Below are 25,061 nucleotides of genomic sequence, written 5' to 3'. Positions count from 1 at the left end.
TATACACTTCGAATTCTGCACCTGATAATACTTTCGTTTTATCTTCTGCATCTACTTTTACGATTTCGAATTGACCTGTTACTTTTTCGTTCGTCACTTCTTGTTTTACTACTTCATTCGCGACAACATTTACTTCTACTGTTACTTCTAGCGCTTTATAACCTTCCGGCGCTTTCGTTTCCTCTAACGTGTACTTTCCTGGCACTACGTTTTCGAATTTCACAACGCCGTCTTTATTCGTTGTTTTCGCTTCTCCAACTACTTGACCACTTTCGTTTTTCAATCTGAATTCTGCGCCTGCTAGAACTTTTCCACTCTCTGCATCCTTTTTGATTACTTGTAAGCTTCCTAGTTCTTTCGCATTTTCTACTTGTACTTCTACTACTTTGTTTGCTTCCACAACGACTTCAATTTCTTCTTTTAACAATTTATATCCTTGTGGTGCTTTCGTTTCTTTCAATGTGTATTTTCCTGGCTCTAATTTCTGAGAAATTACTTTACCAGTTTTATCTGTTCTCAGCGTATCTACTTTCTTACCATCTTTATACACTTCGAATTCTGCGTCTGATAATACTTTCGTTTTATCTTCTGCATCTACTTTCACAATTTCAAATTGACCCGTTACTTTTTCATTCGTAACTTCTTGTTTTGCTACTTCATTTGCTACAACGTTTACTTCCACTGTTACTTCTACTGATTTGTATCCTTCCGGTGCTTTTGTTTCTTCTAACGTGTACTTTCCTGGCACTACGTTTTCGAATTTCACAACGCCGTCTTTATTCGTTGTTTTCGCTTCTCCAACTACTTGACCAGCTTCGTTTTTCAGTTTAAATTCTGCGCCTGCTAGAACTTTTCCACTCTCTGCATCCTTTTTGATTACTTGTAGGCTTCCTAGTTCTTTTGCATTTTCTACTTGTACTTCTACTACTTTGTTTGCTTCCACAACGATTTCAATTTCTTCTTTTAGTAATTTATATCCTTGTGGTGCTTTCGTTTCTTTTAATGTGTATGTTCCTGGCTCTAATTTCTGAGAAATCACTTTACCAGTTTTATCTGTTCGTAACGTATCTACTTTCTTACCATCTTTATACACTTCGAATTCTGCGTCTGATAATACTTTCGTTTTATCTTCCGCATCTACTTTCACAATTTCAAATTGACCCGTTACTTTTTCTGGAATCTTTTTATTCAACACATCTACAGTAATTACTTTGTTAGCCTCTACATCAACAGAAACTGAACTAGATGATAATTCATATCCTTTTGGTGCTTCTACTTCTTTTAATGTATAATTTCCAACTGGAAGTTGTTTCGATAAAGCTTCACCTTTATCGTCTGTAATAATCGTTTCAACAACTTTTCCATCTTTATCTATAACATCAAACTTTGCACCTGGTAGAAGTTGAGCAGATTCACTATCCTTTTTCAATAATTTAAATTGGCCAGTTTCTACTTTTTTCGTATTCTTCATAACAAGTTCAATTACGTTTGTACTATCAATTGTTACTTTTACTGGTGTATCAACTTTTACATATCCTTCTGGTGCACTAATTTCTTTTACAAAATAATCACCAAGTGGTAAGTCTTTAACTTCCGCAATACCCTTTTCGTTTGTTGTAACAGTAGCCACAACAGTATTATCCTTATCTATAACTTCAAATTTTGCATCTTTTAAAACAATTTTTTCATCGTTTGCATCAACTTTTTTAATTTGTAAATTTCCTTTTTCAGCTACTGGTTTATTCCATTTTGGCCAGTTAAATTTAAAGTTATGAACCTCAAATCCATCTCTTTGGTGTAAGCCTCCAACATAGGCTTGTCCATTAATAGAACCACCTTTTGTTTCTACAACTGCATTAGGTGCAAACACACTACCTATTACACCATAACCTTTAGTTGTTATCTTTGTAGCGTTAGGAAATACCCAGATTACCTTACTAGCTAACTCAGTAAAAGATGAATTAGGGTCGTATGCTTGAGATGTATTGATTAAATCTGTCGCCATCCCAGTATTTCTTGTATCATACAAAATTGCACCGCCACCAAAACTCACTTCTTCTGCATCTGAATAAATAACAATAAAGTCTTTATTCTCTACATTCGGAAGAAAAACGTCTTTTACATCAAATGTTTTCTTTCCATTTTGGCCTGAAGAAACATAAATATTAGGGTTATTTACATCTTCACCGATTCCAAAGGTCATATTAGGTTTTGGCTTATCAGTATGTAATTGGCCCGCATCTCCGATTACACCATCGACGTCTTTTCTAAATTCTTTAAACTTAGCATCAATCTCCGCTTGTTCTTTGTAAGAAATACGGTCATATGATGTTTTCATTGCGCCTTCTGGGTCACCGTCTTTTGTCATCGCCACTGTTCCATCTTGAATAATTACTTGTCCTGCTCCCGCTTTCTTAAATTGACCGCCTAGTAATAATGATGGATATCCTTCATCTACCCAAGTTGCTCCAGCTAGGTTGTTCGCTCCAGTTGCAGCCGCTACGACTGTATAACTTGTTGCGTTCATATTTTTTTGAACAGCCATCGCACCTTCAATATCCGCACTCGTTGCACTATGATCTCCAAAAATGATGGCGTTGTAATAAGATACATCACCTAAACCTTTTAATTCTGTTGTAGCCGCCTCTGCCTTAAATGGTAAATGGATTAAAAAATTCATACATACTAGTAATACAACTATTAAACTACTACTTATTTTCTTTACTTTTTGATTAAATGATTTCCTCAAGAAATTCATTCCCCCTTTTAAAATTCCTAAAATCACAAAAAGAAGTACATATCATATGTACCAGGTCTTACTCACATTAACTTAAAATAATCCATTTAAATACAACAAAGAAACTCTACAACTAATTAATAAAATTACTACAATTCATTTTTGAAATAATACGTGAACTAAACTATCATGCGGAAATGTTTTTACGTACGGGAGCTCAACAAAATTAATCTGAAGAATATTTCATGTGGTGTAACTATTTTGGCAACATCATCCACTTTACATTAGTTTTCTAAAGGATTCAAGTGAATTGTATGAATTTCATACACAATTCACATTTTAAAACGCTTTCATTACTTTTAACAAGTTCAACAAAAAAACGTAGCTACTAAGCTACGTTTTTCTTTCATTGTTTCGGTGTATTTTTATGATTCTTCAAAAACGGAAGCGGGAATTGTTTGCGGAAATGCTCTTTAATCATGTACTCTACGCCGTTCTCACTATTTGAACGTGTAATCCAGTCAGCTGCTTGTTTTACCTCTACAGGCGCATTCCCCATCGCTACCCCGAGACCTACATTTTCAATTACCTCTAAATCTTCCATGCTATCTCCAATCGCAACCATTTCATTTAGCGAAATATTTAAATGCTCTCCAAGCAATTGTAATCCGCGTAACTTTGATACATTTTGCGGCAAAATTTCTATTCGTTTTGAATCACACTCAACATACTCTATATCTTGAAACGCTTTTCTTAATGTATTTAACCCGCGTTCTTTTTCACCTTTTGTTTGGAAAATAACATCAATTTTTGGCGCCGCTACCGGATGATCACGAAGCGCATCACCTAACGAATCTACAAATTGAACCGGATAAAATAACGGGTCTGCACTTGATAACACAGTACGTGCAATTAAGTTTGGTGTATTTCTCTCACGATTTCCAATTGAAAACCGTTCATGAGAAATACGTACGTTACAATCAAAGTGCTCTAACACTTGCACAATGTTAAAAGTCTTTTCTTCAGATAATCTTCTTTGAGCGTACGGCTTATCTAACGTTGCTGAAACGAAAGCACCACCGTGTGTCACTAATATAGAATCTAATTTTAACGCCTTCGCTACTTTATGAGCGGATTGAAAATTACGACTCGTAAATAACGTAACGTATACATCTTTTCTTTTCACAAATTCAATTGTTTCTCGTAATCCTTTTGCAATTTTTCCATTGTTGTATAGTAGTGTCCCATCTATATTAAGAGCTAGTAAGCGATAAATCATGTCGCACTCCCCCTCTTCGCTGTTGTACTCTATCCATAATTTATGAAATACACACGATAAATAGAACGAGTTAGAATTACTACTGAAAATTTGGTTTACTATATACATATACACTTAGCAAAGGAGATAGTACAATGCAGGCACCTCCTTCTTTTTATGAAGGCGATACATTAGAAGTCGCAAAAAAATTACTCGGACAGAAACTTGTTCATATTGTAGACGGAATAAAGCGAAGCGGAATCATTGTAGAAGTAGAGGCATATAAAGGCCCCGATGACAAAGCCGCACACAGTTACGGCGGCAGACGGACAGATCGTACGGAAGTCATGTTTGGTGCACCAGGGCATGCTTACGTATATTTAATTTACGGTATGTACCATTGTTTTAACGTTATTACAGCGCCAGTTGGCACCCCGCAAGGCGTTCTCATTCGAGCGCTTGAACCTATAGATGGGATCGAAGAAATAAAACTAGCGCGCTACAACAAAACAGACATTACGAAAGCACAGTATAAAAATTTAACAAACGGCCCTGGCAAACTATGCCGTGCACTCGGAATTACTTTAGAAGAACGCGGCGTATCGTTACAAAGTAATACATTACATATTGAACTCGTTCCAGAAGAAGAACATATGTCATCACAATATAAAATAACAGCAGGGCCACGTATTAACATTGACTACGCCGAAGAAGCTGTGCATTATCCGTGGCGTTTTTATTATGAAGGGCACCCGTTTGTTTCAAAGAAATAAACATATGTAAAGGGAGAGACTATGAGGGGCAAACCTGAACTAAAAATAGAATCAGAAAAAGTATTTAAAACGAAGAAAAATCCTAATGGAATGTTTGTAGCAAGAATACTACAAATTCCAAAAGAAGGAGATAAATTAGACTTTGTTCTTATTCTGCAAAACAGAAAAACGAAAAAAATCACTTACAAAAAAGTTTTAGTCACAACAGATAACGACTATTATTCTTTCCGACTAGCTCGTGGAAATATAGAATGGTCCTCCTTATATACTGTTACAGTATGGGATGGGCTTGGACATCAATTGATAGAAGTATCAGCCTTAACTGGTAAAGAGAACTATTCCATTTCTGATGAGCATTGTTCCGCATATCGGGATTAATCCAAAATAAAAGGGAAGCCGAATCGGCTCCCCTTTTTACTCTGCACCTTCCGCAGTCGCAATATTATCCTCTAAGTTTTCTCTTGATAATTCAGCCGTCATAAAATCAGCTGTTTCCGGAAGTGCTAAATGCATATGAGCTTTTTGACAAATTTGGATCGTACAGTTTTCTACAACATAGTCAAAAACGTGTCCACCACCGCGAATTTCATCATCAATGTAATGTAAGTGGAAACCAGCTACACCGATGCCTTGCGCGTAATCTGGTGTCCAAAATCCAGCCAATGTACCTTCTGTATTTTCAAACGAAAAGATCGGCTGTGATTTCGTCACTTCAACGAGCGGTGTATACGGTTTTTCTTGTCTTGGGACAGTTCTCGTTCTTACTTCACGGAACGTACCATCCATTCGAATCGCATAAAATAAGTTTTTACTTGGCATTAATTCATGTAATAACACTTCAACTTCTTCACGATTCATCGGACGCTCTACCCCATAACTCATTTCTTTTTCAAAAAACGTTACAGTCGCAAACGGTGTTGTTTCTTCTGGTTCTACTTTTTCTGCTGAACCGTCTGAACGTAAATGATAAAATTCATTATCAAATGCAATCATTTCACCATCTAATTGATCAAACGTGCCGATGCCGAAATCACCATGTTCTTTTAGTTCCTCAAAGCTAATCACACCATCATATATACCGTCTAATAGCGCAAGCATTGTAGATGTTTGATATACTTCATTATTCGTTTTCATTTTTTTTGCATCAATATCAATTAAGTGCGCAACAGTCATCTCAAATCTGCCTCCATTAGTTTAATTGGTTTGGTAATAATTTTTCACTTAATTTAATGTTGTCACGGTAATCGATTGGAATATCAATAATGACAGGGCCGTCTGCTTCTAATGCCGTTTTCAATACATCTTCTAATTCATCTGGTGTATTGACACGAAGACCTAATGCCCCGAAACTTTCCGCATATTTCACAAGATCAACATCGCCAAACTCTGTAGCTGATGTTCTGCCGTATTTCATCATTTGTTGGAATGCAACCATATCATATGTGCCGTCTCTCCAAACGAGATGGACGATTGGAGAATTTAAACGTACTGCCGTTTCTAATTCCATCGCTGAGAATAAGAAACCACCGTCACCTGATACAGAAACTACTTTTTTACCCGGTTCTACTAAAGTAGCAGCGATTGCCCACGGAAGTGCAACACCTAACGTTTGCATACCGTTACTAAATAATAATCTACGTGGTTCATAAGAACGGAAACATCTCGCCATCCAAATAGAATGGGAACCGATGTCACATGTAACGGTTGTATCGTCACTAATTAAAGAACGAAGTGTACGAATGACTTGAAGTGGATGCGTAACACCTTCTGAAGCACGATTTGGAACTTCTGCTTGCTCTGATAATTTCGAGCGTAATCGTTCTAAAACCGCTTCGGATTCCGTATTTAATACAAGCTTCGGTAATTTCTCTGCAATACTATTTACAGTTAAAGCGATATCACCAATTAATTCACGCTCTGGTTGGTAATCATGATCGATATCTGCTTGATGGTCATCAAGATGAATAATCGTTCTATCTCCAAGTTTATTCCAGAACTTTGGATCATACTCGATTGGATCATAACCGATCGATATCACAAGGTCTGCCTCTTCTAGTAAAATATCACCTGGTTGGTTACGGAATAATCCAACGCGGCCGAAGAAATGATCTTCTAACTTACGTGAAATCGCACCAGCTGCTTGATATGTTTCAACGACAGGAAGTTCTGTATCCGCAATTAATTTACGAACAGCTTTCGTTACATCATTTGTACTCGCTCTCATACCTAGTAAAATAACGGGTAATTTCGCTGATTTTATTTTTTCTACTACATATATAATATCCTGTGTGGGAGCGATTCCAAGCTGTGGCTTAGAAAGCGCGCCGATAGACTCTACAGTTGTTTCCGCAGTCATAACGTCTTGCGGAAGACTTACTAAAGTAGCTCCCGGATTTGTGGAAGTCGCACTTCGAAATGCATTACTAAGTGCTTCTGGCACATTATCAGGATGCTCTACTTCTACGCTATATTTTGTGATTGGTTCGAATAGTGCAGCATTATCCATAGATTGATGCGTACGTTTTAATCGATCCGTACGCGGTACTGCACCAGCTAAAGCAACAACGGGATCACTCTCCGCATTCGCAGTAACAAGACCTGTCGCTAAATTTGATGTCCCTGGTCCTGAAGTTACAAGACATACGCCCGGTTTCCCTGTTAATCTACCAATAGCAGCTGCCATAAATGCTGCATTTTGTTCATGACGACAAACAATTAACTCTGGTCCTCTTTCTTGCAATACATCAAATACAGAGTCAATCTTTGCTCCTGGAATACCGAAAACATGTGTAACACCTTGTTTAATTAAACAATCAACAACAAGATCTGCTCCTTTTGTTTTTGTCTTCACGTCGTTTGCTTTTACACCTGTACTCAAACTAATCATCCCTTTATTTCATAATGTGTGTAATAAAGATTTTCATTTCACCTAGTTAATTAATGTGGTGAAGTATCGTAATCATTATATTACAAATGCATTATTTTTCCAACAATATGAATTCGACATTATTTTAACAACTTATAAAGAATACGCTTACAACCTTTTGTTTATCTTAAAATAACATTTTATATCTCTCCTAAAAATGTACAAAAATACTCCCTTCTATTCACATTATTAACAATTTTATAGTACCTTGCAAAGAACAATAGCAAGTGATATATTTGTAAATAATGGAATGCCCATTATCTGGAATGTTGTTCGCAATTCGTATATCCACTTTTAAAAAGGTAGATACAGATTGTGCTGTTTATAAAAAAGATAGGATTCTCAACTGTAATTCATCATTCTATAAAGGAAAGTGATCGTAATGAACAAAAGTGAATTTTTAAAACAACTTAGTTCTTCTCTACGGAATATGCCTACTTTAGAAAAGAAAGATATTATCTCGGAGTACGAAACTCATTTTATTAGTGGTAAACAGGATGGACAATCTGAAGAAAAAATCTCAAAAAAGCTAGGAAACCCTAAAACTATCGCTAAAGAACTTACTGTTTCATATGCAATAAGTAAAGCTGATAATAGACGAAGCCTCAAGAATATTATCACCGCATTTTTTTCTGTTATGAGCTTAAATTTTTTAAACTTTATATGTATCATTATCGCCTTTTTCGTATTACTCTTTCTATTACCGCTTCTTCTAGCACTTATAATTGCCACACCATTATTAATTATTTCGCCTATCTTATTACTAGGATTAGGATTCTTTAAAGGGTTTCATCAAATCAGTTATTCCGATGTTTACAACGTGTTCATCGCTTTTTGCGGCGGTTTACTAATATCCGTCATATCTTACCAAATGGTAAAACATCTATACGCAACTTTAGTAAAGTATTTGAAATGGAATGTAGCTATTTTACAAAGATACTAATGAATGTAGAAGGAGATTAATATGAAAAAGTATATTTTATATCCACTCATGTTACTTACAATTTTATTTCTATCAGCTTGTTCAAACAGTGCAGAACTTAAGGAAGAAAACGATGTACAATCTATGAAAGATGTTACGATTAAGATTCCAGAAAATATATTTAGTTCCTCAAAAAAGAATGAAACTATTAATGAAGATGAAATGAAACAAAGTATAAAAAATTATATAGATTATAATTGGGAGTTATCTGAAAACATCATTCCACTTTCGTCAGCCCTGTCTGATGAAAATGTTACGGAATCCGACCGAGAGAAATTACAAAAACTAATCGATTTAGCGCAACAAAACGATGCGAACTTCGATAATTTTATTAGTAACAATACGATCCCTAATGATTATAAAAAACCTTCAAAAGAAATCTATGAATTTATTTCATCATCTACAGCACTTTCAGTAGAACTAGATCAAGAATTAGACAAACTCGCCCAAGATGGTAACTTATTCAAGACCGATTTTTCTTTTACAAAGCGCTTTGAGAAAGTTAATGGCCGAAAGCAAAAAGAGATTGAAAAGTTTTTGAACGAAAAAAATATTAAAACTTCAATTAACAGCAATAAAAAAAATTAACCGATGTATTATATCCCCCTTTAAAATAACCACTAAGAAATGGCTATTTTAAAGGGGCTTTTTTTATGTATGAGGATGAATTCCATCCGTTTCCCATAAAAAAAGGCCTCCTTAAATGAGGCCAAAACAAAACAATAAACTCAAAATAACAACACATAATGGACAATAAAATCACTATATTGACAAAGTATAGGATTTTTATCAATTGGAGTAACTCAACCCTACATTACTCTTTTAACAATGCACTGCACTACCAACAACTTAATACAACAATTTTTTACCGTGTCTTAAAATAATTGACTGTCTTTCAAATCATTCTATTTATATTGATTATTATACACCTGAATACAACTATACATCCTAATAAAAGGCAGTATATTAAGCTGTTAGTCCTCGCGAGTTTATTTTGCCTTTAATGTAACTATACTATATTCTTCCATTTACATCACCGAATATCCCTCTCGTATTCACGCATTTTTTCTTGCGTGAATACCGCAACTTAATAAAGAGCTACATTAAAAATTTATAGTTGGAATAAACCACAGTTCTTTCGCCTTTTGTACTGCTTCCATTCTTGATGAAACTTGTAACTTATGAAATATGTCGGTCAATTTATATTCTACCGATCTTTGACTTAAGTTTAATATTTCGGCAAGCTCTCTATTTGTTTTTCCTTTACCAACTTCAACTAGAATCATCTTCTCTTCATCATTTAAAGAAATTATATTTTTCATTTCGCCTTCTACATTTATATTAGATGCATTTTCTACTATCCTTAACTGTCTTACAAGTTGATGAGAAAGAACTACTTCTTTTTTCACTGCATGGCGGATTGCGTTTACCACTTCTTTCTCAGACGAAGTTTTACTTAATACACCAAGTACTCCGTTATCTATTAATAAATTATAATGTGCAAACACATCAAATCCTGTAAAAATAAGAATAGCTGCTTCTGGTTGCACACTAAGTATATATTTAGAAAGCTCCAAACCATTTATTTTTGGCATTTGTAAATCTATTAAATATACATCATACTGTTTATTATGCATAACTTCTCTTATTTCTTCACTATCATGTAAAACATCAGCCTCTATATCATCATATCTTTCAATTAATGCTTTAGTCCCTAGGCCAACTGCAACGTGATCATCTACAACAAGAACAGAAATCATTTTTTCATCCCTTCCACATCTAAAGATTTAATCAATTTTCATACTAATTTTAATCTTTAATCCATTATTCACCTTTGAATCTATTGACATTTCTCCACCTAAACTATGAATTCTAGCTACAATCCCGGATAAACCTAAACTACTATAAGAATGATTTAACTCGTCTAAATCTATCCCCATTCCTATCCCATCATCATCATAAGTTAAATTCAAATATCCATTTTGCTCACATAATCGAATTGTAACTTTAGAAGCTTTTGAATGCTTTAGTGCATTATTTAATAACTCCTGAATAATTCTATAAATTGCTTGTTCATATTCTACATTAGGTAGAATAATATTATCTTGAATTTCATAATAAAAGAAAAATGTAGCTTTAAGATTTACTTGTTTAAATAAATCTAATAATGCTTTTTTCAAACCTACTTCATATAGAAATGGAGGACGTAAGTTATTACATGTTTCACGAATGACATAAATATGATCTAAGACATCTTCATATACTTCGTTAATTATATTTTTCATATCGACATCCGGAATATCTTTATGATACGCCTCTAATTTCCTAGACAAGCGTATTTGGTCTTGTAATACACCATCATGAATATCACTCGCCAAATTTGCCCGCTCTTTTTCAGACAAATTAAATAGTAACTTTGAAAGCCAAATTGGAGGCTGTTTCGGTTCATTTATCGTTTGCAACTGATTCACTAATTCTTCGACTTGATATGAGCATTCTAATAATAAATCAGCATAACTACACAATGTCTCTAACCATCCAATTTCTTGAATGTTCAAACCACTCCTATTATTAGATTTACATAACAATATAATCATTGTTTTTGCTGAAATGGACAAAACAAACACAAAATGATCTTCTAATTGTATAATGGAACCAACAGTATATGTCTCTAACTGATATCCATTCAATTGCTTTAGCACATCTTCAGAAACACATCCCTCCCCAATAATTTGGAGAGAATGATCCCCTTTACTGACTTCAATGCAGCATATTTCTTCTATTCTTAATACATCATTGATTTCTCTCTTTATGCTAACAATTAAGTTTGAAAACTTATATTCATTTTTTGCCTGATGTAAAAATCTATGTAAACTAAACTGATAATTTCTCTGAGAATGATATAATTTTTTCCTTAATTTAAAATCCAAATAATCCTTTATAAAGCAAGAAAGCATTAACGAAACAAACAAGATACCAGCAAATCGAATGACATCTAATATGTTATCGCCAGTATTGTGAAAAATTAAAATCCCTAATATAACGATAAAACCCGTTAGACATATCGACAGTAAAGCATAATATTGAACTCTACGAATGACAAAATTATAATCAAATATTTTCCCTTCAATAATCATATAAAAAATACAAATTGGAACCAATAAAAAAAAGATCGCTGTCGTCTCGACACTTATTATTTCTTTGTAATTTATCAAATTAGGAATTAAAAATAAGAATATAAATGGCATGGCTGATATGATTGCGCTCATAATAATAACTCTTATAAACTTAAAATAATAACTTTTTCTACTTTTAAAATAAAATTTAAACAATACATATACTGTTAATAAAAACAAAACAGAACTTAACAATATAATATAGCTCGTCGCTAAACCATTATATTTTAAATAAATAAAAATGGTTAAACAAACTAAAATAAACGCTATTATATTTATGTAGATTAATTTTGTTTTTGTTATAAACCTTATCTTCAAGTTTTTCGTAAACATGTCCATAAATTTTATAAAAAAGACAACTGAGTACGTTAAAGAAATAGCAACTACAATATACGCTATTAAATCTTTTTGTAACCCCGCCATAATACTAATGTAACTCATTCCTAAACAATGCAGAAAATAGATTAAATCTTTCGTTCCTGCATTCAAGTATGGAGCACGTATTAAAATATATGTCGCCATAAAAAAACACGTTAGATAAAACACAGTTGGTAAAAAAAGATGATAAACCAATTGCTTATCGTACGGATTATAATCTACTTTATATTCTTCTATTGTTCCCCCTTTCTTCATTGTAATTTTCTTTACCCTTTCAGTAGCACCATATAATGAAATATTAGAGTTATCATCAGGTAGAATCCCATCTATTTTTTCAATCATATCCCCGACTGCTAGATCTTTTTCTGCTGCCCAGCTATTTTTCACAATATTATTAATCACCAAATGATTTTCTTGATGCTCTATCTCAATCCCTACCCTAGGATATAACATAATTTCGATTGCAAAATAACTAAATAAACTAAGCGATAGTAACGTTACAATCAATTGATATTCATACTTAAATACTCGAATCACTTTTGTACAAAACTCCTTTTTAACTACAGCAATAACTCCATTTCCCACATTTTTTCATCATAAATTGATTAAGGCATACACATTTCATTTAACGGTTATAAGCACAAAAATATAGTTATCCTGTAATATAGAATAACTTTCACATTATCATTCACATTTGTTAGATAGAATTCATCATTCATTTAATAAATCTCTACTTTGTTAGTTGTAATACTTATATTATTCATCCTAATTTCCGACTCATTTATAAGTAAAATTCCTCCTAGCTCAGAATTTTGATGAAAAATCACTTTCCATCATCACATGCACCAACTTTTTTAATGATATTTCATATTTAAAGTGATATAACTCGATACAACGCCTCACAGTTCACCTTCCTCCTTGTCCTAATATGTAATTTTAAAGAAAAACCTTAGTTAATACTAATGAAAGTTTATTCATATTTCATCAAAAATTGATTGCGCTTTACCGAACATGAATTATTCGGATATATAATATAAAACGTACAGTTTCCCTTATTCCAAATATAAGCCTTTTTCTACAACAAAAAAGACGCTCCCTACTAGGAGCGTCTTCCACTATTACGCTTGTTGTTGCGCGCTATATAATTCTTCAAGTGGCTTCATGATAATTTTGTTAACGTCGCCGATTACAACGTTTAGGCGTTGCTCAGTTTCCATTAATTTTGTAATTTTAGCATCTTGTTGAATGCGAGCTACAACTTCTTGTGCTTGTTGGTTGTCTTCTTCAGTGATTTCTTGGCCTTGCATCATTTTTTGTTGTAGGCTAAGTTGCATTGTACGGAACTCGTCGAATAAGTTCTTTGAAGCCGCATCACCTTGTACTGCTGCGTAGCTCTCTTTTAACGTTTTGAAGTCTTCGTTTTCAGCGATTGCTTTTTGTAATTCATATGCTACATCATGAATGTTCTTTGTCATTTTATTTTTCCTCCTTTAGAAGGCTAGCGCTTTTCACTCACACTGCCTTTTCAGCGCATTTACATACGCACCTCTTCTTACCATATCAAACTATGCAAGAGATGTGAAGAAATTTCACTTTTATTTCTATGTACTCACCTTATTATCTAAGAAACAATAGTAACAATCCTTGCACGAGTCCGATCATTCCACCTAATAACGCTCCTAAATACGTAATCATTTTTAACTCACTTTTCGTAATAGATAGAACTAGGTCTTCTAATCTCTCTGTTGAAAATGTAGACACTTCTTGCTGGACAATTTCCGCAAGGTGTAGATTTTTTAGTATACTCTCTACGTTTTCTGTTCCCCACTTCAAGCCTTTCGTTACTGCGCTTGGAACCATTTTTTCAATGATTGTTTCTCGAACGGGTTCACATACTTGTTGAACAGATTGATTTAAAAATTTACTCACTGTTTCCTCTACTTTAACTGCTGACAGTATGGAATTTACAATCATTTCTTTCTCTACAAATGATTCTAATTCTTTTACATCTCTTCCCTTTAACTTTTCCCACTCTTTTTGCAGTACATCAGTTAAAAGCTGCTTCGTGCCATCTTGCCCTAAAAACTTAATAACTTCTGGTTGCACACGATCCACTACACTTACATTTCCTAAAAACATTCCGACTAAGTTAAGCAGCGTTCCACGAGAAGCAAAGAAATCATCAATCATTTTTGAAAGACGTGCTTTCCCTTCTTCACTTTCAAAAAACCTAATTCCTCGCTCTAAAATAAACGCAGAGACATTCGGAATCGCATTCTCTACTTTTTCATGTACAGAATGAGGTAAAGCCTGTTCCCATGTATATGTATAACACTCTGCTAAAAATGCATGAATTTTTTCTGTAATCACATGTTCAATTTTTCGAGTCACCTCTTCTTCTACATGCGCTACATTCCATTTTTCTAACATATGTCGCAGTGATTGTTCATTCGTAATTACTTTATCCACTTCTACTTGCGCCCAGTGGATTAAACTTTTTTGAAACTCTTCATTTGTTAGCTTTTTTCCGATTCCTTCTGGTGTTAACAAATGCTCTACAACCATTTTCCCTAATTGAACAGCAAGCTCATCACGGCGCTTCGGAATTAATCCTGGTGTAAATGGAACTTGAAACTTCCCGATATAAATAGGACGATGAGGACGAAATAACATTTTTATCGCTAAATGATTCGTGTATCCTCCAATAATCGCTCCGAGTCCTGTCGTTGTTAACATATTCAACCATATATTCATTACAATCAACCTTTCACTTCTCCAAAACTATAGCATATCATCATACGGACAAAAGTATAATGGTATAAAAACGTATTTGCAATATATAGCTTCGCCTATTGTGCAAATATGAGTAAAGGAGTGATTTCGTTGGTTCTTGGTCTTTTAACTTCCAAACTTCATTATGAACAAACGTATTACACCGAAATCGCTAAACGCGCTCGGCTTTATCATAATGTCGTTGCCCAGTTTACGCCATTTTGTATTGATCCTAAAACAGACCTTGTTTCTGGTCTTATTTATGATACAGATACAGGAAAATGGAAAGAGCAAACATTCCCTATTCCTTCTTATATACATGATCGCTATTCCTTTCACGAGGAAAGAGACTTTGAAAAAGCAAAATCAATTATTCACTCTTTGCACAAACGTCCTTCCACTACCTTTTTAAATAATACACTTATTAACTTAAGTGAACTACATGATTTATTTCTCACTAATAAAAAACTGTCTCCTTATATACCAAAATTTGAAATCGCAACGATACAAAACATTTTCAAACTGTTGTTAAAAACTAAAGATATCATTATACGCCCCACTAATATACATTCCAAGGATAGCTTATATCGAGTCGTTTACAAAAATAAAACGTTTCATATCGATACAATACATGAAACATACCATACTTCCACTCCAATCAAACGGACAGACGAATTTATATCTTGGTACAAATCTCACATCCGTTCATCACGCTACATAGCACATACAATGTTGCAACCACCAAATCAATTAACATATCCCCTCCACATTCGAACTATTTTGCAAAAAAACAAAGAACAAACTTGGAACGTTATCGGCCAATTTATACAAAAAAGCTCATTTCCGAATCAACTTTTACTCTCAGCAACGGACGATGATTCATTACATTCATTTTCAAAAATTAAATACGTACTATCTAGTACGGGTGTGCAACTATTGCAAGACGCTTTGCACGACATCATAAATGAAGTATTCCAGACATTAGATCACTCTTATTCTTCGTTATTTGAACTAGAACTTTCCACAATTATGGATCAAAAAGGTGCAATTTGGCTTATGTATGTCAACACGATTCCTCCTTACGAACAATACATTCGTCATAGTGATTCATTAGCTGAAAAGATATTTCACGGACCACTTAAGTTCAGTCGCTTTACACCATAATGAAAGGAGGTAAACCTATTTTGAAAGAACATATATATACATTAAACATTTCAGATGAAAATCCAAATAGCATTACTTTACCTTACGTTTTTTCTATTACACCACCTATTACATCCCTCGCCTTCGGCATACGTCATATTGCAAGTGAAGAAGTAAAAATTCATTATTCCTTTACTCGCGAAATTATTATCGGAAAACATATTGCTGAAAAACTTTTACTGCCTCAATCAACTACTATTCATGCATTCACACAAAACCAAACGATCATTTTCGGACCATTAATCGGCATTTTCACAACTGGCTTTAATGATGATTCTTCTAAGCCTTTAGGTCATCGTTCAATCGCTCTCAGTGAGTTGTTAACACCACCATTTTCATTACGACCGTTCGTATTCGTCTTTGGCGTTCAACATATAAACTGGGAAGAAGAAACAATTGAAGGATATTTCTTTCAAGAGAAACAATGGATAAAGAAAAAAGTCCCTTTACCAAATGTCATTTACGATCGATTACCAAATCGACAAGCGGAAAATTATAAACCAATTGTCAGAGCAAAAAGAAAGTTAGAACATGACTACTCCATTCCATGGTTTAACCCAGGGTTTTTCAATAAATGGGAAGTTCATCAACTTCTTATGAAAGACGAATCAATTAGACCCTTATTACCAAACACAGAAGCATTTCAGCATTTTGAACAAGTAGAACGCTTTCTTGGCACGTATAAATCTGTGTACATGAAACCAATACACGGGAGCTTTGGTAGAAATATTCATCAAATATTTTATTCTCAAACAGAGAATTGCTACTACTGTCGTTATCGCGAAAATGAAGAAAATAAACTGAGAAAGTATCAATCATTAGAAACGCTTCTAAATCACGTATTAAAAGGACATGATTTAAAAAAATTTATCGTGCAGCAAGGTATTTCATTACTTCGCTTCAATGGGCAACCTGTTGATTTCCGCATTCATACAAATAAAAATCATTTCGGTAATTGGATAGTTAGTGCAATCGTCGCCAAAATTGCTGGCAAAGGTAGTTTAACAACGCACGTAAATAGCGGCGGTGATACAAAATTACTGCAAGAGCTTTTCCCAGATTCAACGAAACAAGTTCAAATTGAAAATAAATTAAAACACACTGCCTTACAAATAAGTTACGCGCTCGATGAACAAGTAACCGGAAATATTGGAGAAATCGGTTTTGATATCGGTTTAGACACAAAGGAAAACCCGTGGCTCTTTGAAGCCAACTCTAAACCTGGGCGAACTGTATTCCAAGATGAAAAGTTAAAAGAACAAAGTGAACTAACGCGCCAATTATTTTACGAATATGCCGTCTACTTAACTGAACATTCTTTACGTGATGCAAAAGAAAAAATGTCTCAAATAAAATCCGGGACTTCATCAAATACCGAACATATCCCTTCTCCTATGATTCACTCACAAATACAAAAACAAAAACTTCCACCTAAATCATAAGGTGGAAGTTTTCTATTTACACAAGTTTCACTACAACCTCTGTTTCCACGTTACATACTCCGCAATAAAAAATATGATTGCAATATTTATTTGAATTATTATGCGTTAAACCATCTACTGCACTTAATAATTCTTGATCCATATAGGCACTATAATCGTCTATGTAATCTACAGACTTCCCATAATCTTGGAGTATACTTTGGCAATTTTGACAAGAATATGTTTGTGCTTCTAATGCATTGCAAAGTGGGCAAATCCCCATCATGATTCCTCCATACGTTATCATTTATAAACCGCTCTTTTCTTAATTGAAGAAAACATCTAGCCATGCATAGAAGAAATGTACTTTAAGTAAGAGAGGCCATTTATAAAAAAGCAGTCACATTATATTGCTCTTAGTTTGGCCTGTTTTCTTAAAAATACAACGATTACTCTTATTTCATAATTTACGAAATCACTACGTTTTTTTACAAAATTTACAAGTTATTATTTCGTATATCTTTCTAGGTAACATCCATACTATGAGTACAAACTTAATTACCGATGGATTAGCGCCAATCGGGGCGATAATCTGGTTCAACTCCAGCTAGTCCAACCAAAAAAAATTTTTCTAACTCTAAGGAGGATATATTCCTATGGCAAACCAAAGTTCTTACAATCAATTAGTAGTACCAGGTGCAACAGCTGCAATCGATCAAATGAAGTACGAAATCGCTCAAGAATTTGGTGTACAATTAGGAGCAGATTCTACGGCTCGCGCTAACGGTTCAGTTGGTGGAGAAATTACAAAACGTCTAGTTGCAATGGCTGAGCAAAGCCTTGGCGGATTCCAAAAATAAATATATATGGCAAAAAGGTCTCAGGGCATATACCCTGAGACCTTTCTTAATTTACTGTAACATTTGTAAAAACTTTTTCGTGCGTTCTTCTTTTGGATTTGTAAATACATCTTCTGGTGTACCTTGTTCGACAACAACACCACCATCCATGAAAATAACGCGGTTCGCAATTTGATGTGCAAAACGCATTTCGTGCGTTACAATAACCATCGTCATGCCTTCTTTAGCAAGTTCTTTCATTACTTTTAAAACCTCTTGAACGAGTTCAGGATCAAGCGCTGAAGTCGGCTCATCAAATAGTAACACTTCTGGCTCCATCGCCAGCGCGCGCGCAATTCCAACGCGCTGTTGTTGACCACCTGATAATTGGAACGGATATAAATCCACTTTATCTGCTAAACCAACTTTTTCAAGGAAATAGTTTGCTTTTTTCTTTGCTTCTTCTTTCCCCATCTTTTTCACTGTAACGAGCCCTTCCATTACGTTTTGAAGTGCTGTTAAATGAGGGAATAAGTTATGATGTTGGAACACCATCCCTGTTTGTGTACGAAGATTTACAATATCTTTCTTCGATACTTTTTGAGAGAAGTTAAGCTCTTTATTGCCGATACGAATGTTACCAGCGTTTGGCGTTTCTAGTACGTTAAGACAACGTAAGAATGTCGTTTTACCAGATCCAGATGGCCCGATAATAACAACAACCTCACCTTTCTCAACTGATAAATCTATGTGCTTTAGTACGGTATTATCTCCGAAACTTTTTTGTAAATGTTGAATTGAAATCATAAAAACAAAAACTCCTTTTGTAAAAGGATTATTTTAACGTATAGCGTTCTGAACGCTTTTCTAACATCTGTTGTACGATTGATAATAAGAAACAAATAACCCAATAAATAAGACCTGCTTCAAAATAAACAATTAAAAACTCGTAGTTCATCGCCGCAATTTCCTGCGCTTTTCGGAACATTTCTGTTACTAAAATTAACGATGCTAATGAAGTATCCTTCACTAAGCTAATAAATGTATTTGAAAGCGGCGGGATTGATACACGCGTCGCTTGTGGTAAAATAACACGTTTTAACGCTTGCGGGTATGTCATCCCAATTGTGTAAGCTGCTTCCCACTGCCCTTTCGGAATTGAAAGGATAGAAGCACGAATAATTTCAGATGCATATGCACCGACATTTAATGAAAATCCAACAACTGCTGCTGTATATGGCTCAACTTGAATGTTAAGAGTTGGAAGACCATAGAAAATAATAAATAATTGTACAAGAAGTGGCGTTCCGCGAATGATAGATACATAGATACGAGCAATCCATTGTAAAATACGATTACCTGAAATACGTGCGAGCGCTGTTAACGTCGCCAGTATAATCCCGATAATAAATGTAATAAGCGTTAATGGAATTGTTGTAAAAACAGCTTCCTTCAGCATAGGCATGAAGGAAGACTGCATAATATCTATCCAAGTAGACAATCGATCTGAAACTAATGCACTACTTAGATACATTTTCACCGAACCATTTTTTCGTTATTTTGTCATACGTACCGTCTTTTTTCATATCTTCTAACGCTTTATCTACTTCTTGTACAAGCTTATCGCTACCTTTACGGAATAAGAATCCACTTTGTGAAGCTTCTTTTTCTGTATCTACAATTTTAATTTTTGCATCTTTTTTCGTTTCTAAATAATTTAATACTGATAACTTATCATTAATGGTAAAATCAACGCGTCCTGAAGCTAATAATTCTGCCGCTTGGCTAAATCCTTCTACACCTTCGATTTCTGCACCGTTTTTCTTAGCGATATCTGCATAGTTACTCGTTAAAGATTGTGCTCCTTTTAACCCTTTTACATCAGCAAATGTAGCAGGCTTATCTTTATCTTTTGCGATAACTAATGCCGCTGAAGATGAAATGTATGGTTTAGAGAAATCGTATTTCTTTTGACGATCTTCACGAATACCAACTTCGTTTGCAACCATATCGAAACGTTTTGCATCAAGGCCAGCAAGTAAGCTATCCCATTGTGTTTCTTTAAATACAGGTTTTACACCTAAACGTTTTGCAACTTCTTCTGATAGTTCAACATCGAATCCAGTTAATTTATTGCTTGAATCGTGGAACGTAAATGGTGGGTATGTACCTTCTGTACCAATTACAAGTTCACCGCTTTGTTTAATCTTTTGTAACGCGTCTTGACTAGCTGTATCTTTTTTCTCTTCTTTACCGCAGCCGGCTACAATCCCGATCGCTAATGTAGTTACTGCAAGCACTGAAAATAATTTCTTCATGATAGTAATCCTCCAAGTATTCTGATAGGAATTTAAAAACTATATTGATTGTATGCAATCTTGAACAATTTTTCAATGAAAATGTTCTTATTTAGTTTATCCTTTTTCTTCATAATCAAACAAAATGGCAAAAACGCCCCTACATACAAAAAATAAGTAACATTTTTAAATATAGCATTTATAAAGAAAAAGGTAAAACAATACTTCTTATTTACCGAAGAGTCGATATAATTGCTAACAAAAAAGAACTTGCAAAACCTGCAAGTTCCTCTCTATTACGCGCTCTGATTTCCTTCCATTTGCGTTTTGTACATATCATAGTAACGTCCGCGTTTTTTCATTAATTCATCGTGAGAACCTTTTTCTAAAATCGTTCCTCTATCGAGTACAATAATTTGATCTGCGCTTTTAATTGTTGAAAGACGGTGAGCAATAATAAATGTCGTTCTTCCTTGTTTCACAACTTCCAGTGCTTGTTGAATCATCGCCTCTGTTTCTGTATCAATACTAGACGTTGCTTCATCTAAAATTAAGATGGCTGGATCAAAAGCGAGTGCTCTAGCAAACGATATAAGCTGACGTTCACCAGTGGAAAGCGTACTTCCCTTTTCTGTAATTTCTTCATTTATATTGTTCGCAAATCTTTCAGCACCAACATCATGCAATGCTTTTATGATACGCTCTTTTGAAATTTTTTCGTTTTCTAAGCTTACATTGGAAGCGACCGTCCCGCTAAATAAAAACGGATCTTGCAGTACGATTCCCATATGCTCACGAGTTGCTTGTTTCGGCATTCCTCTTACATCGTGACCGTCAATCGTAAGCTTTCCTTTTTCAAACTCATAAAATTGAAAGAGTACATTCATTATAGAGCTTTTTCCTGATCCAGTATGACCGACAAGTGCCACTGTCTCGCCTTGTTTCGCTTCAAAAGAAATATTTTTTAGAACTTCATCTTTTCCATTATAAGAAAATGATACATTATCAAATTTCACATTTCCTTTTAAACGAGGCATACGTTCTTCTTCTACCGCTTCCCCTTTTTCCTCTAACAATTCAAAGACACGTTCTGATGCAACGCGCGCTTGCTCTAAATTTGCAAGCTGATTCACCATATTCGTAATTGGCGAGAATAATCGAGTTAAATAATCAACAAACGCATACAGTACCCCAAGTGAAATAATACCTGTAGCACTTAATGACGCACCACCGAAATACCAAATCACTCCTGTGAAAGCAATATTTCTTAATACAGATACTAAATTGTGCGAAGTTGCTGCATTTAAATTTAAAATTTTATTTTGATACTTAAAATAATCGCCATTCAATTCTTCAAACTCTTTTTTCGTTTCACGCTCTTGACGAAACGCTTGAATAATCGGCATCCCTTGAATGGATTCATTCACTGTTCCGTTAATATCAGATAAACGGGAACGCATTTTATGGTTGTATACAGACGCATACTTTCTATATAAAATGGCCCAAACAATTAAAATTGGGATAATTAATAAACATAACGACGCAAGTTTTACATCTAGTAAAAATAGCGCAGCGAATATCCCAATAATATAGATGATACTAGAAACAAATGTTGCCAGCACTGTTACATATAAATCACGGATGGCCTCTGTATCATTCGTCACACGCGAAACAATTTTCCCCGCCGGTAAATGATCAAAGTACCGAATTGGCAACGTTTGAATATGAGAGAAAACATCCTCCCTCATAATTTGAATAATTTTGTTCGCTGCCTTCTGCAAGAAGAACTGCTTTCCGTATGCAAATAATGATACAACTACTAATAAAGCGAAATAGCCACCACCAAGTAATAATAGACGGTTTATTTCTGGTTTATAAAACGCAAACACTTCTTCTTTCGTTAATGCTTTCGCTTTATACACTTGCACGGCCTTACCATTTTGAACGGTAATCATATCACCTTTTACAGTACGTGACCCTTCAACATTCACTTTATTCGGTACAAAATAATATTGAAAACCGACTTGCATTACGCGTACCTCTTTACCTTTTTTCTCACCTTGTTCAAAGCGATCACTTCGCTTATAAAAAGCGCCATTATATGAGACAGCGTCTTCACTCTGTTCTGTTTCATACCAAGGCTTCTCTATCCCGACGATATGATCGTCAATCATCGTTTTAGCGACGAAAGGACCAGCAAGCTCTGCAATGACGAAAATAAATAACATTAGCATCGCTGCAAAAATCGTCCCTTTCACTTTCATCGCGTATTGAAACAATCGTTTTGAAACGCTCATATTTTCACCCCACTATCCGCACTTTCATTTTCACCTTGTTGTCTTTCAAACTGTTCAGCATACCAGCCTCCACTCTGAATAAGCTGATCATGCGTACCTTCTTCCATAACCGCACCTTCATCCATAACGAGAATCCAATCCGCATGTTGCACTGCAGATAAACGATGCGTCGTAATAATCGTCGTCTTTCCGCTTCTTTCTGTTCTTATATTTTCAATGATCGCTGCTTCCGTACGAGCATCAACAGCTGATAATGAATCATCCAAAATTAATATTTCTGGATTTTGAATAACAGCTCGCGCAATTGAAATTCTTTGCTTTTGCCCACCTGATAAAGAAACACCTTTCTCTCCAACGAGTGTTTCTAATCCTTCTGGTAGAAACTCTAAGTCTTTTTTAAACGCAGCAATTTCAATCGCCTTCTGGAGCTCTTCTTCATTCGCTTCCCTGTTTCCGAATAAAATATTTTCTCTCGCTGTTTTTGAGAATAAAATATGCTCCTGTGGTACATAACCAATCCACCCGAGTACATTTTCATTCGTCATTTTATCTAATGTCACATCAGAAACTGCAATATCTCCATCTCCAAGCGGATATTGACGAAGAAGCTGACGTACAAGCGTCGTTTTCCCGCTTCCTGTTTTTCCGACAACCCCTAGCGTTTCTCCTTGCTTTAATGTAAAAGAAACCTTCTTTAAATTTTCTTCAGTTGATGAAGGGTATGAGAAAGATACATCATCAAACTGAATATAATCCGGCTCTTGCACAAGCTTTGGATGTTTTGGATTCTTTACATCTGGCTCATACGCTAACGTTTCATTCACACGGTCAAGCGAAGCATTTCCTCTTTGCATAACATTGATTAATTCACCAATTGCAAACATCGGCCAAATCATCATTCCTAAATACACGTTAAAAGAAACGAGTTCACCAAGCGTCACCTTTGATTGGAACACAAGATATGCACCGTACACTAATCCGATTAAATAACTAAGACCAACAAGCATTTTCACAGTTGGTTGGAATAATGCATCAATTCTCGCTACCTTCATATTTTTTTCGTAGACGTCATCTCCTAAATGATGAAATCTTTCCTGATCTGCATTCTCTTGTACATATGCACGAATAACGCGTACACCCGCGATCGATTCAAGCACTTTATCGTTCATATCACCAAACGCATCTTGCGCAACTGTAAATCTTTCATGCAATTTCTTTCCATATATATTCATCGCATACGCCATAATTGGAAGCGGTATAAGCGCTGCAAATGTAAGCTCCCAACTGATTGTAAATCCCATCATACAAACGATCGTAAGCATATATAAACTAGAATCTACAAGCGTTAATATACCAAAACCCGCTGTCATAGCGATTGCTTTTAAATCATTCGTCGCCCTCGCCATTAAATCACCAGTACGATTTTTTTGATAAAAAGTTGGCGTCATCTTAAGTAAATGGCCCATAAATTTGGAGCGCATCGTTTTCTCAAGTACGAATGCACCGCCAAACAATTGATGTTGCCACACAAAAGTTAGACCGTATCCAACTATCGTAACCCCTACTAAAATAAGAATAGACTGTATAATTGCTTCGTTCGATAACGTTCCTGTTTTTATATTATCAATCGTAACCCCTAACACTTTCGGGGGAATGACTTCAACTATATTTACAATTAAAAGAGCTCCAATGGCGATACTATATCTCTTCCAATGCTCCCTAAAAAACCATTTTAACTTTAGTAACACTGATAACAATGTAACCTCTCCCTTCTCGTTCTCGTTTCACTCTCACTTCTTTATCCACTATCCAAACCCATCACATATACATTTCGCAACCCATATAATATCATCACATTTTTCCACCTTCCAAAGTTTTTTAGCTTAATGTGGAAAATAAACAAAAAAAAGCATACCGCCGCTTGACGATATGCAAAGAAATGCATAAAAAGCGTACGTTACGATATACGCAACGTACGCTTTTTATAAGACAGAGATGCCTT

General features: G+C 34.9%; 21 protein-coding genes. 7 read left to right on the top strand and 14 right to left on the bottom strand.

The genetic code is table 11. The features are described from left to right. Together COK05_RS22395 and COK05_RS22390 are read right to left on the bottom strand one after the other, a co-directional pair. The coding region (locus COK05_RS22395; protein WP_141539215.1) for an MSCRAMM family protein at window positions 1-2,758 on the bottom strand (2,758 nt) is incomplete at its 3' end. A gap of 385 nt (window positions 2,759-3,143) precedes the next feature. Continuing rightward, window positions 3,144-4,016, bottom strand: coding sequence for a Cof-type HAD-IIB family hydrolase (locus tag COK05_RS22390; protein WP_098614315.1), 873 nt, complete (start codon window positions 4,014-4,016; stop codon window positions 3,144-3,146). 134 nt (window positions 4,017-4,150) lie between these two features. On the opposite strand from COK05_RS22390, the gene COK05_RS22385 reads away from it, so the two are divergent. Then, window positions 4,151-4,768 carry a DNA-3-methyladenine glycosylase gene (locus COK05_RS22385; RefSeq protein ID WP_098614314.1) on the top strand — a complete coding sequence of 206 codons (618 nt, stop codon included), beginning with the start codon at window positions 4,151-4,153 and terminating at the stop codon, window positions 4,766-4,768. Window positions 4,769-4,789: 21 nt separating this feature from the next. Further along, window positions 4,790-5,146 (top strand): hypothetical protein, encoded by a 357-nt coding sequence (locus COK05_RS22380; RefSeq protein WP_098614313.1) that lies wholly within the window; start codon window positions 4,790-4,792, stop codon window positions 5,144-5,146. 36 nt (window positions 5,147-5,182) lie between these two features. Here COK05_RS22380 and alsD read toward each other — a convergent pair whose 3' ends face one another. Together alsD and alsS are read right to left on the bottom strand one after the other, a co-directional pair. After that, window positions 5,183-5,941, bottom strand: coding sequence for an alpha-acetolactate decarboxylase (gene alsD / locus COK05_RS22375; RefSeq protein WP_098614312.1), 759 nt, complete (start codon window positions 5,939-5,941; stop codon window positions 5,183-5,185). Window positions 5,942-5,957: 16 nt separating this feature from the next. After that, window positions 5,958-7,646 (bottom strand): acetolactate synthase AlsS, encoded by a 1,689-nt coding sequence (gene alsS, locus COK05_RS22370; protein ID WP_098614311.1) that lies wholly within the window; start codon window positions 7,644-7,646, stop codon window positions 5,958-5,960. Between the two features lie 430 nt (window positions 7,647-8,076). On the opposite strand from alsS, the gene COK05_RS22365 reads away from it, so the two are divergent. Both COK05_RS22365 and COK05_RS22360 read left to right on the top strand, forming a co-directional pair. Next, window positions 8,077-8,637: an HAAS signaling domain-containing protein gene (locus COK05_RS22365; protein WP_098614310.1), complete on the top strand. Its 561-nt coding sequence runs from the start codon at window positions 8,077-8,079 to the stop codon at window positions 8,635-8,637. A gap of 21 nt (window positions 8,638-8,658) precedes the next feature. Beyond that, the gene (locus COK05_RS22360; protein WP_098614309.1) at window positions 8,659-9,264 is read left to right on the top strand and encodes an NDxxF motif lipoprotein; all 606 of its coding nucleotides are present in this window, start codon (window positions 8,659-8,661) and stop codon (window positions 9,262-9,264) included. A gap of 515 nt (window positions 9,265-9,779) precedes the next feature. On the opposite strand, the gene COK05_RS22355 is transcribed toward COK05_RS22360, so the two are convergent. The 4 genes from COK05_RS22355 to COK05_RS22340 all read right to left on the bottom strand — a co-directional run bounded on the left by COK05_RS22355 (window position 9,780) and on the right by COK05_RS22340 (window position 14,984). Then, on the bottom strand, window positions 9,780-10,436 hold the full coding sequence (locus tag COK05_RS22355; protein ID WP_098614308.1) for a response regulator transcription factor: 657 nt from the start codon (window positions 10,434-10,436) through the stop codon (window positions 9,780-9,782). A 27-nt stretch (window positions 10,437-10,463) separates the two neighbouring features. After that, window positions 10,464-12,767: an ATP-binding protein gene (locus COK05_RS22350; protein ID WP_098614318.1), complete on the bottom strand. Its 2,304-nt coding sequence runs from the start codon at window positions 12,765-12,767 to the stop codon at window positions 10,464-10,466. A gap of 581 nt (window positions 12,768-13,348) precedes the next feature. After that, window positions 13,349-13,705 carry a YlbF/YmcA family competence regulator gene (locus COK05_RS22345; RefSeq protein WP_098614307.1) on the bottom strand — a complete coding sequence of 119 codons (357 nt, stop codon included), beginning with the start codon at window positions 13,703-13,705 and terminating at the stop codon, window positions 13,349-13,351. 142 nt (window positions 13,706-13,847) lie between these two features. Further along, window positions 13,848-14,984, bottom strand: coding sequence for a DUF445 domain-containing protein (locus tag COK05_RS22340; protein WP_141539212.1), 1,137 nt, complete (start codon window positions 14,982-14,984; stop codon window positions 13,848-13,850). A 129-nt stretch (window positions 14,985-15,113) separates the two neighbouring features. Between COK05_RS22340 and COK05_RS22335 the strand changes: the two genes are divergently transcribed. Then, complete coding sequence (locus COK05_RS22335; protein WP_098614305.1) at window positions 15,114-16,166, top strand: YheC/YheD family endospore coat-associated protein; 1,053 nt, start codon at window positions 15,114-15,116, stop codon at window positions 16,164-16,166. 20 nt (window positions 16,167-16,186) lie between these two features. Continuing rightward, a complete protein-coding gene (locus COK05_RS22330) occupies window positions 16,187-17,647 on the top strand; it encodes a YheC/YheD family endospore coat-associated protein (protein WP_098614304.1) in 1,461 nt (486 codons plus the stop codon). A 16-nt stretch (window positions 17,648-17,663) separates the two neighbouring features. Here the strand turns inward: COK05_RS22330 and COK05_RS22325 are convergent, their stop codons facing one another. Further along, window positions 17,664-17,909 (bottom strand): hypothetical protein, encoded by a 246-nt coding sequence (locus COK05_RS22325; RefSeq protein WP_098614303.1) that lies wholly within the window; start codon window positions 17,907-17,909, stop codon window positions 17,664-17,666. A 373-nt stretch (window positions 17,910-18,282) separates the two neighbouring features. Here COK05_RS22325 and sasP point away from each other — a divergent pair, with 373 nt between their 5' ends. Beyond that, window positions 18,283-18,486 (top strand): small acid-soluble spore protein, SasP family, encoded by a 204-nt coding sequence (gene sasP, locus COK05_RS22320; protein ID WP_000013349.1) that lies wholly within the window; start codon window positions 18,283-18,285, stop codon window positions 18,484-18,486. A 51-nt stretch (window positions 18,487-18,537) separates the two neighbouring features. Here sasP and COK05_RS22315 read toward each other — a convergent pair whose 3' ends face one another. The 5 genes from COK05_RS22315 to COK05_RS22290 form a co-directional block, all read right to left on the bottom strand. After that, entirely contained in the window at window positions 18,538-19,272 is a 735-nt protein-coding gene (locus tag COK05_RS22315) for an amino acid ABC transporter ATP-binding protein (RefSeq protein WP_029441704.1), read from the bottom strand. Between the two features lie 28 nt (window positions 19,273-19,300). Next, the gene (locus tag COK05_RS22310; RefSeq protein WP_098614302.1) at window positions 19,301-19,999 is read right to left on the bottom strand and encodes an amino acid ABC transporter permease; all 699 of its coding nucleotides are present in this window, start codon (window positions 19,997-19,999) and stop codon (window positions 19,301-19,303) included. Continuing rightward, window positions 19,986-20,783: an amino acid ABC transporter substrate-binding protein gene (locus COK05_RS22305; protein ID WP_016082716.1), complete on the bottom strand. Its 798-nt coding sequence runs from the start codon at window positions 20,781-20,783 to the stop codon at window positions 19,986-19,988. The genes COK05_RS22310 and COK05_RS22305 overlap by 14 nt, the downstream gene beginning before the upstream one ends. A 275-nt stretch (window positions 20,784-21,058) precedes the next feature. Continuing rightward, window positions 21,059-23,059, bottom strand: a complete 2,001-nt coding sequence (locus COK05_RS22295; RefSeq protein ID WP_098614300.1) for an ABC transporter ATP-binding protein — start codon at window positions 23,057-23,059, stop codon at window positions 21,059-21,061. Next, the gene (locus COK05_RS22290) at window positions 23,056-24,816 is read right to left on the bottom strand and encodes an ABC transporter ATP-binding protein (protein ID WP_098614299.1); all 1,761 of its coding nucleotides are present in this window, start codon (window positions 24,814-24,816) and stop codon (window positions 23,056-23,058) included. The genes COK05_RS22295 and COK05_RS22290 overlap by 4 nt, the downstream gene beginning before the upstream one ends. Between the last annotated feature and the right edge of the window lie 245 nt (window positions 24,817-25,061).

This window comes from Bacillus cereus, from assembly GCF_002567495.1.
GTDB lineage: Bacteria > Bacillota > Bacilli > Bacillales > Bacillaceae_G > Bacillus_A > Bacillus_A cereus_AQ.
Note: the sequence above shows the minus strand (reverse complement) of the source record. Positions and strands in the feature narration are given on the sequence as shown.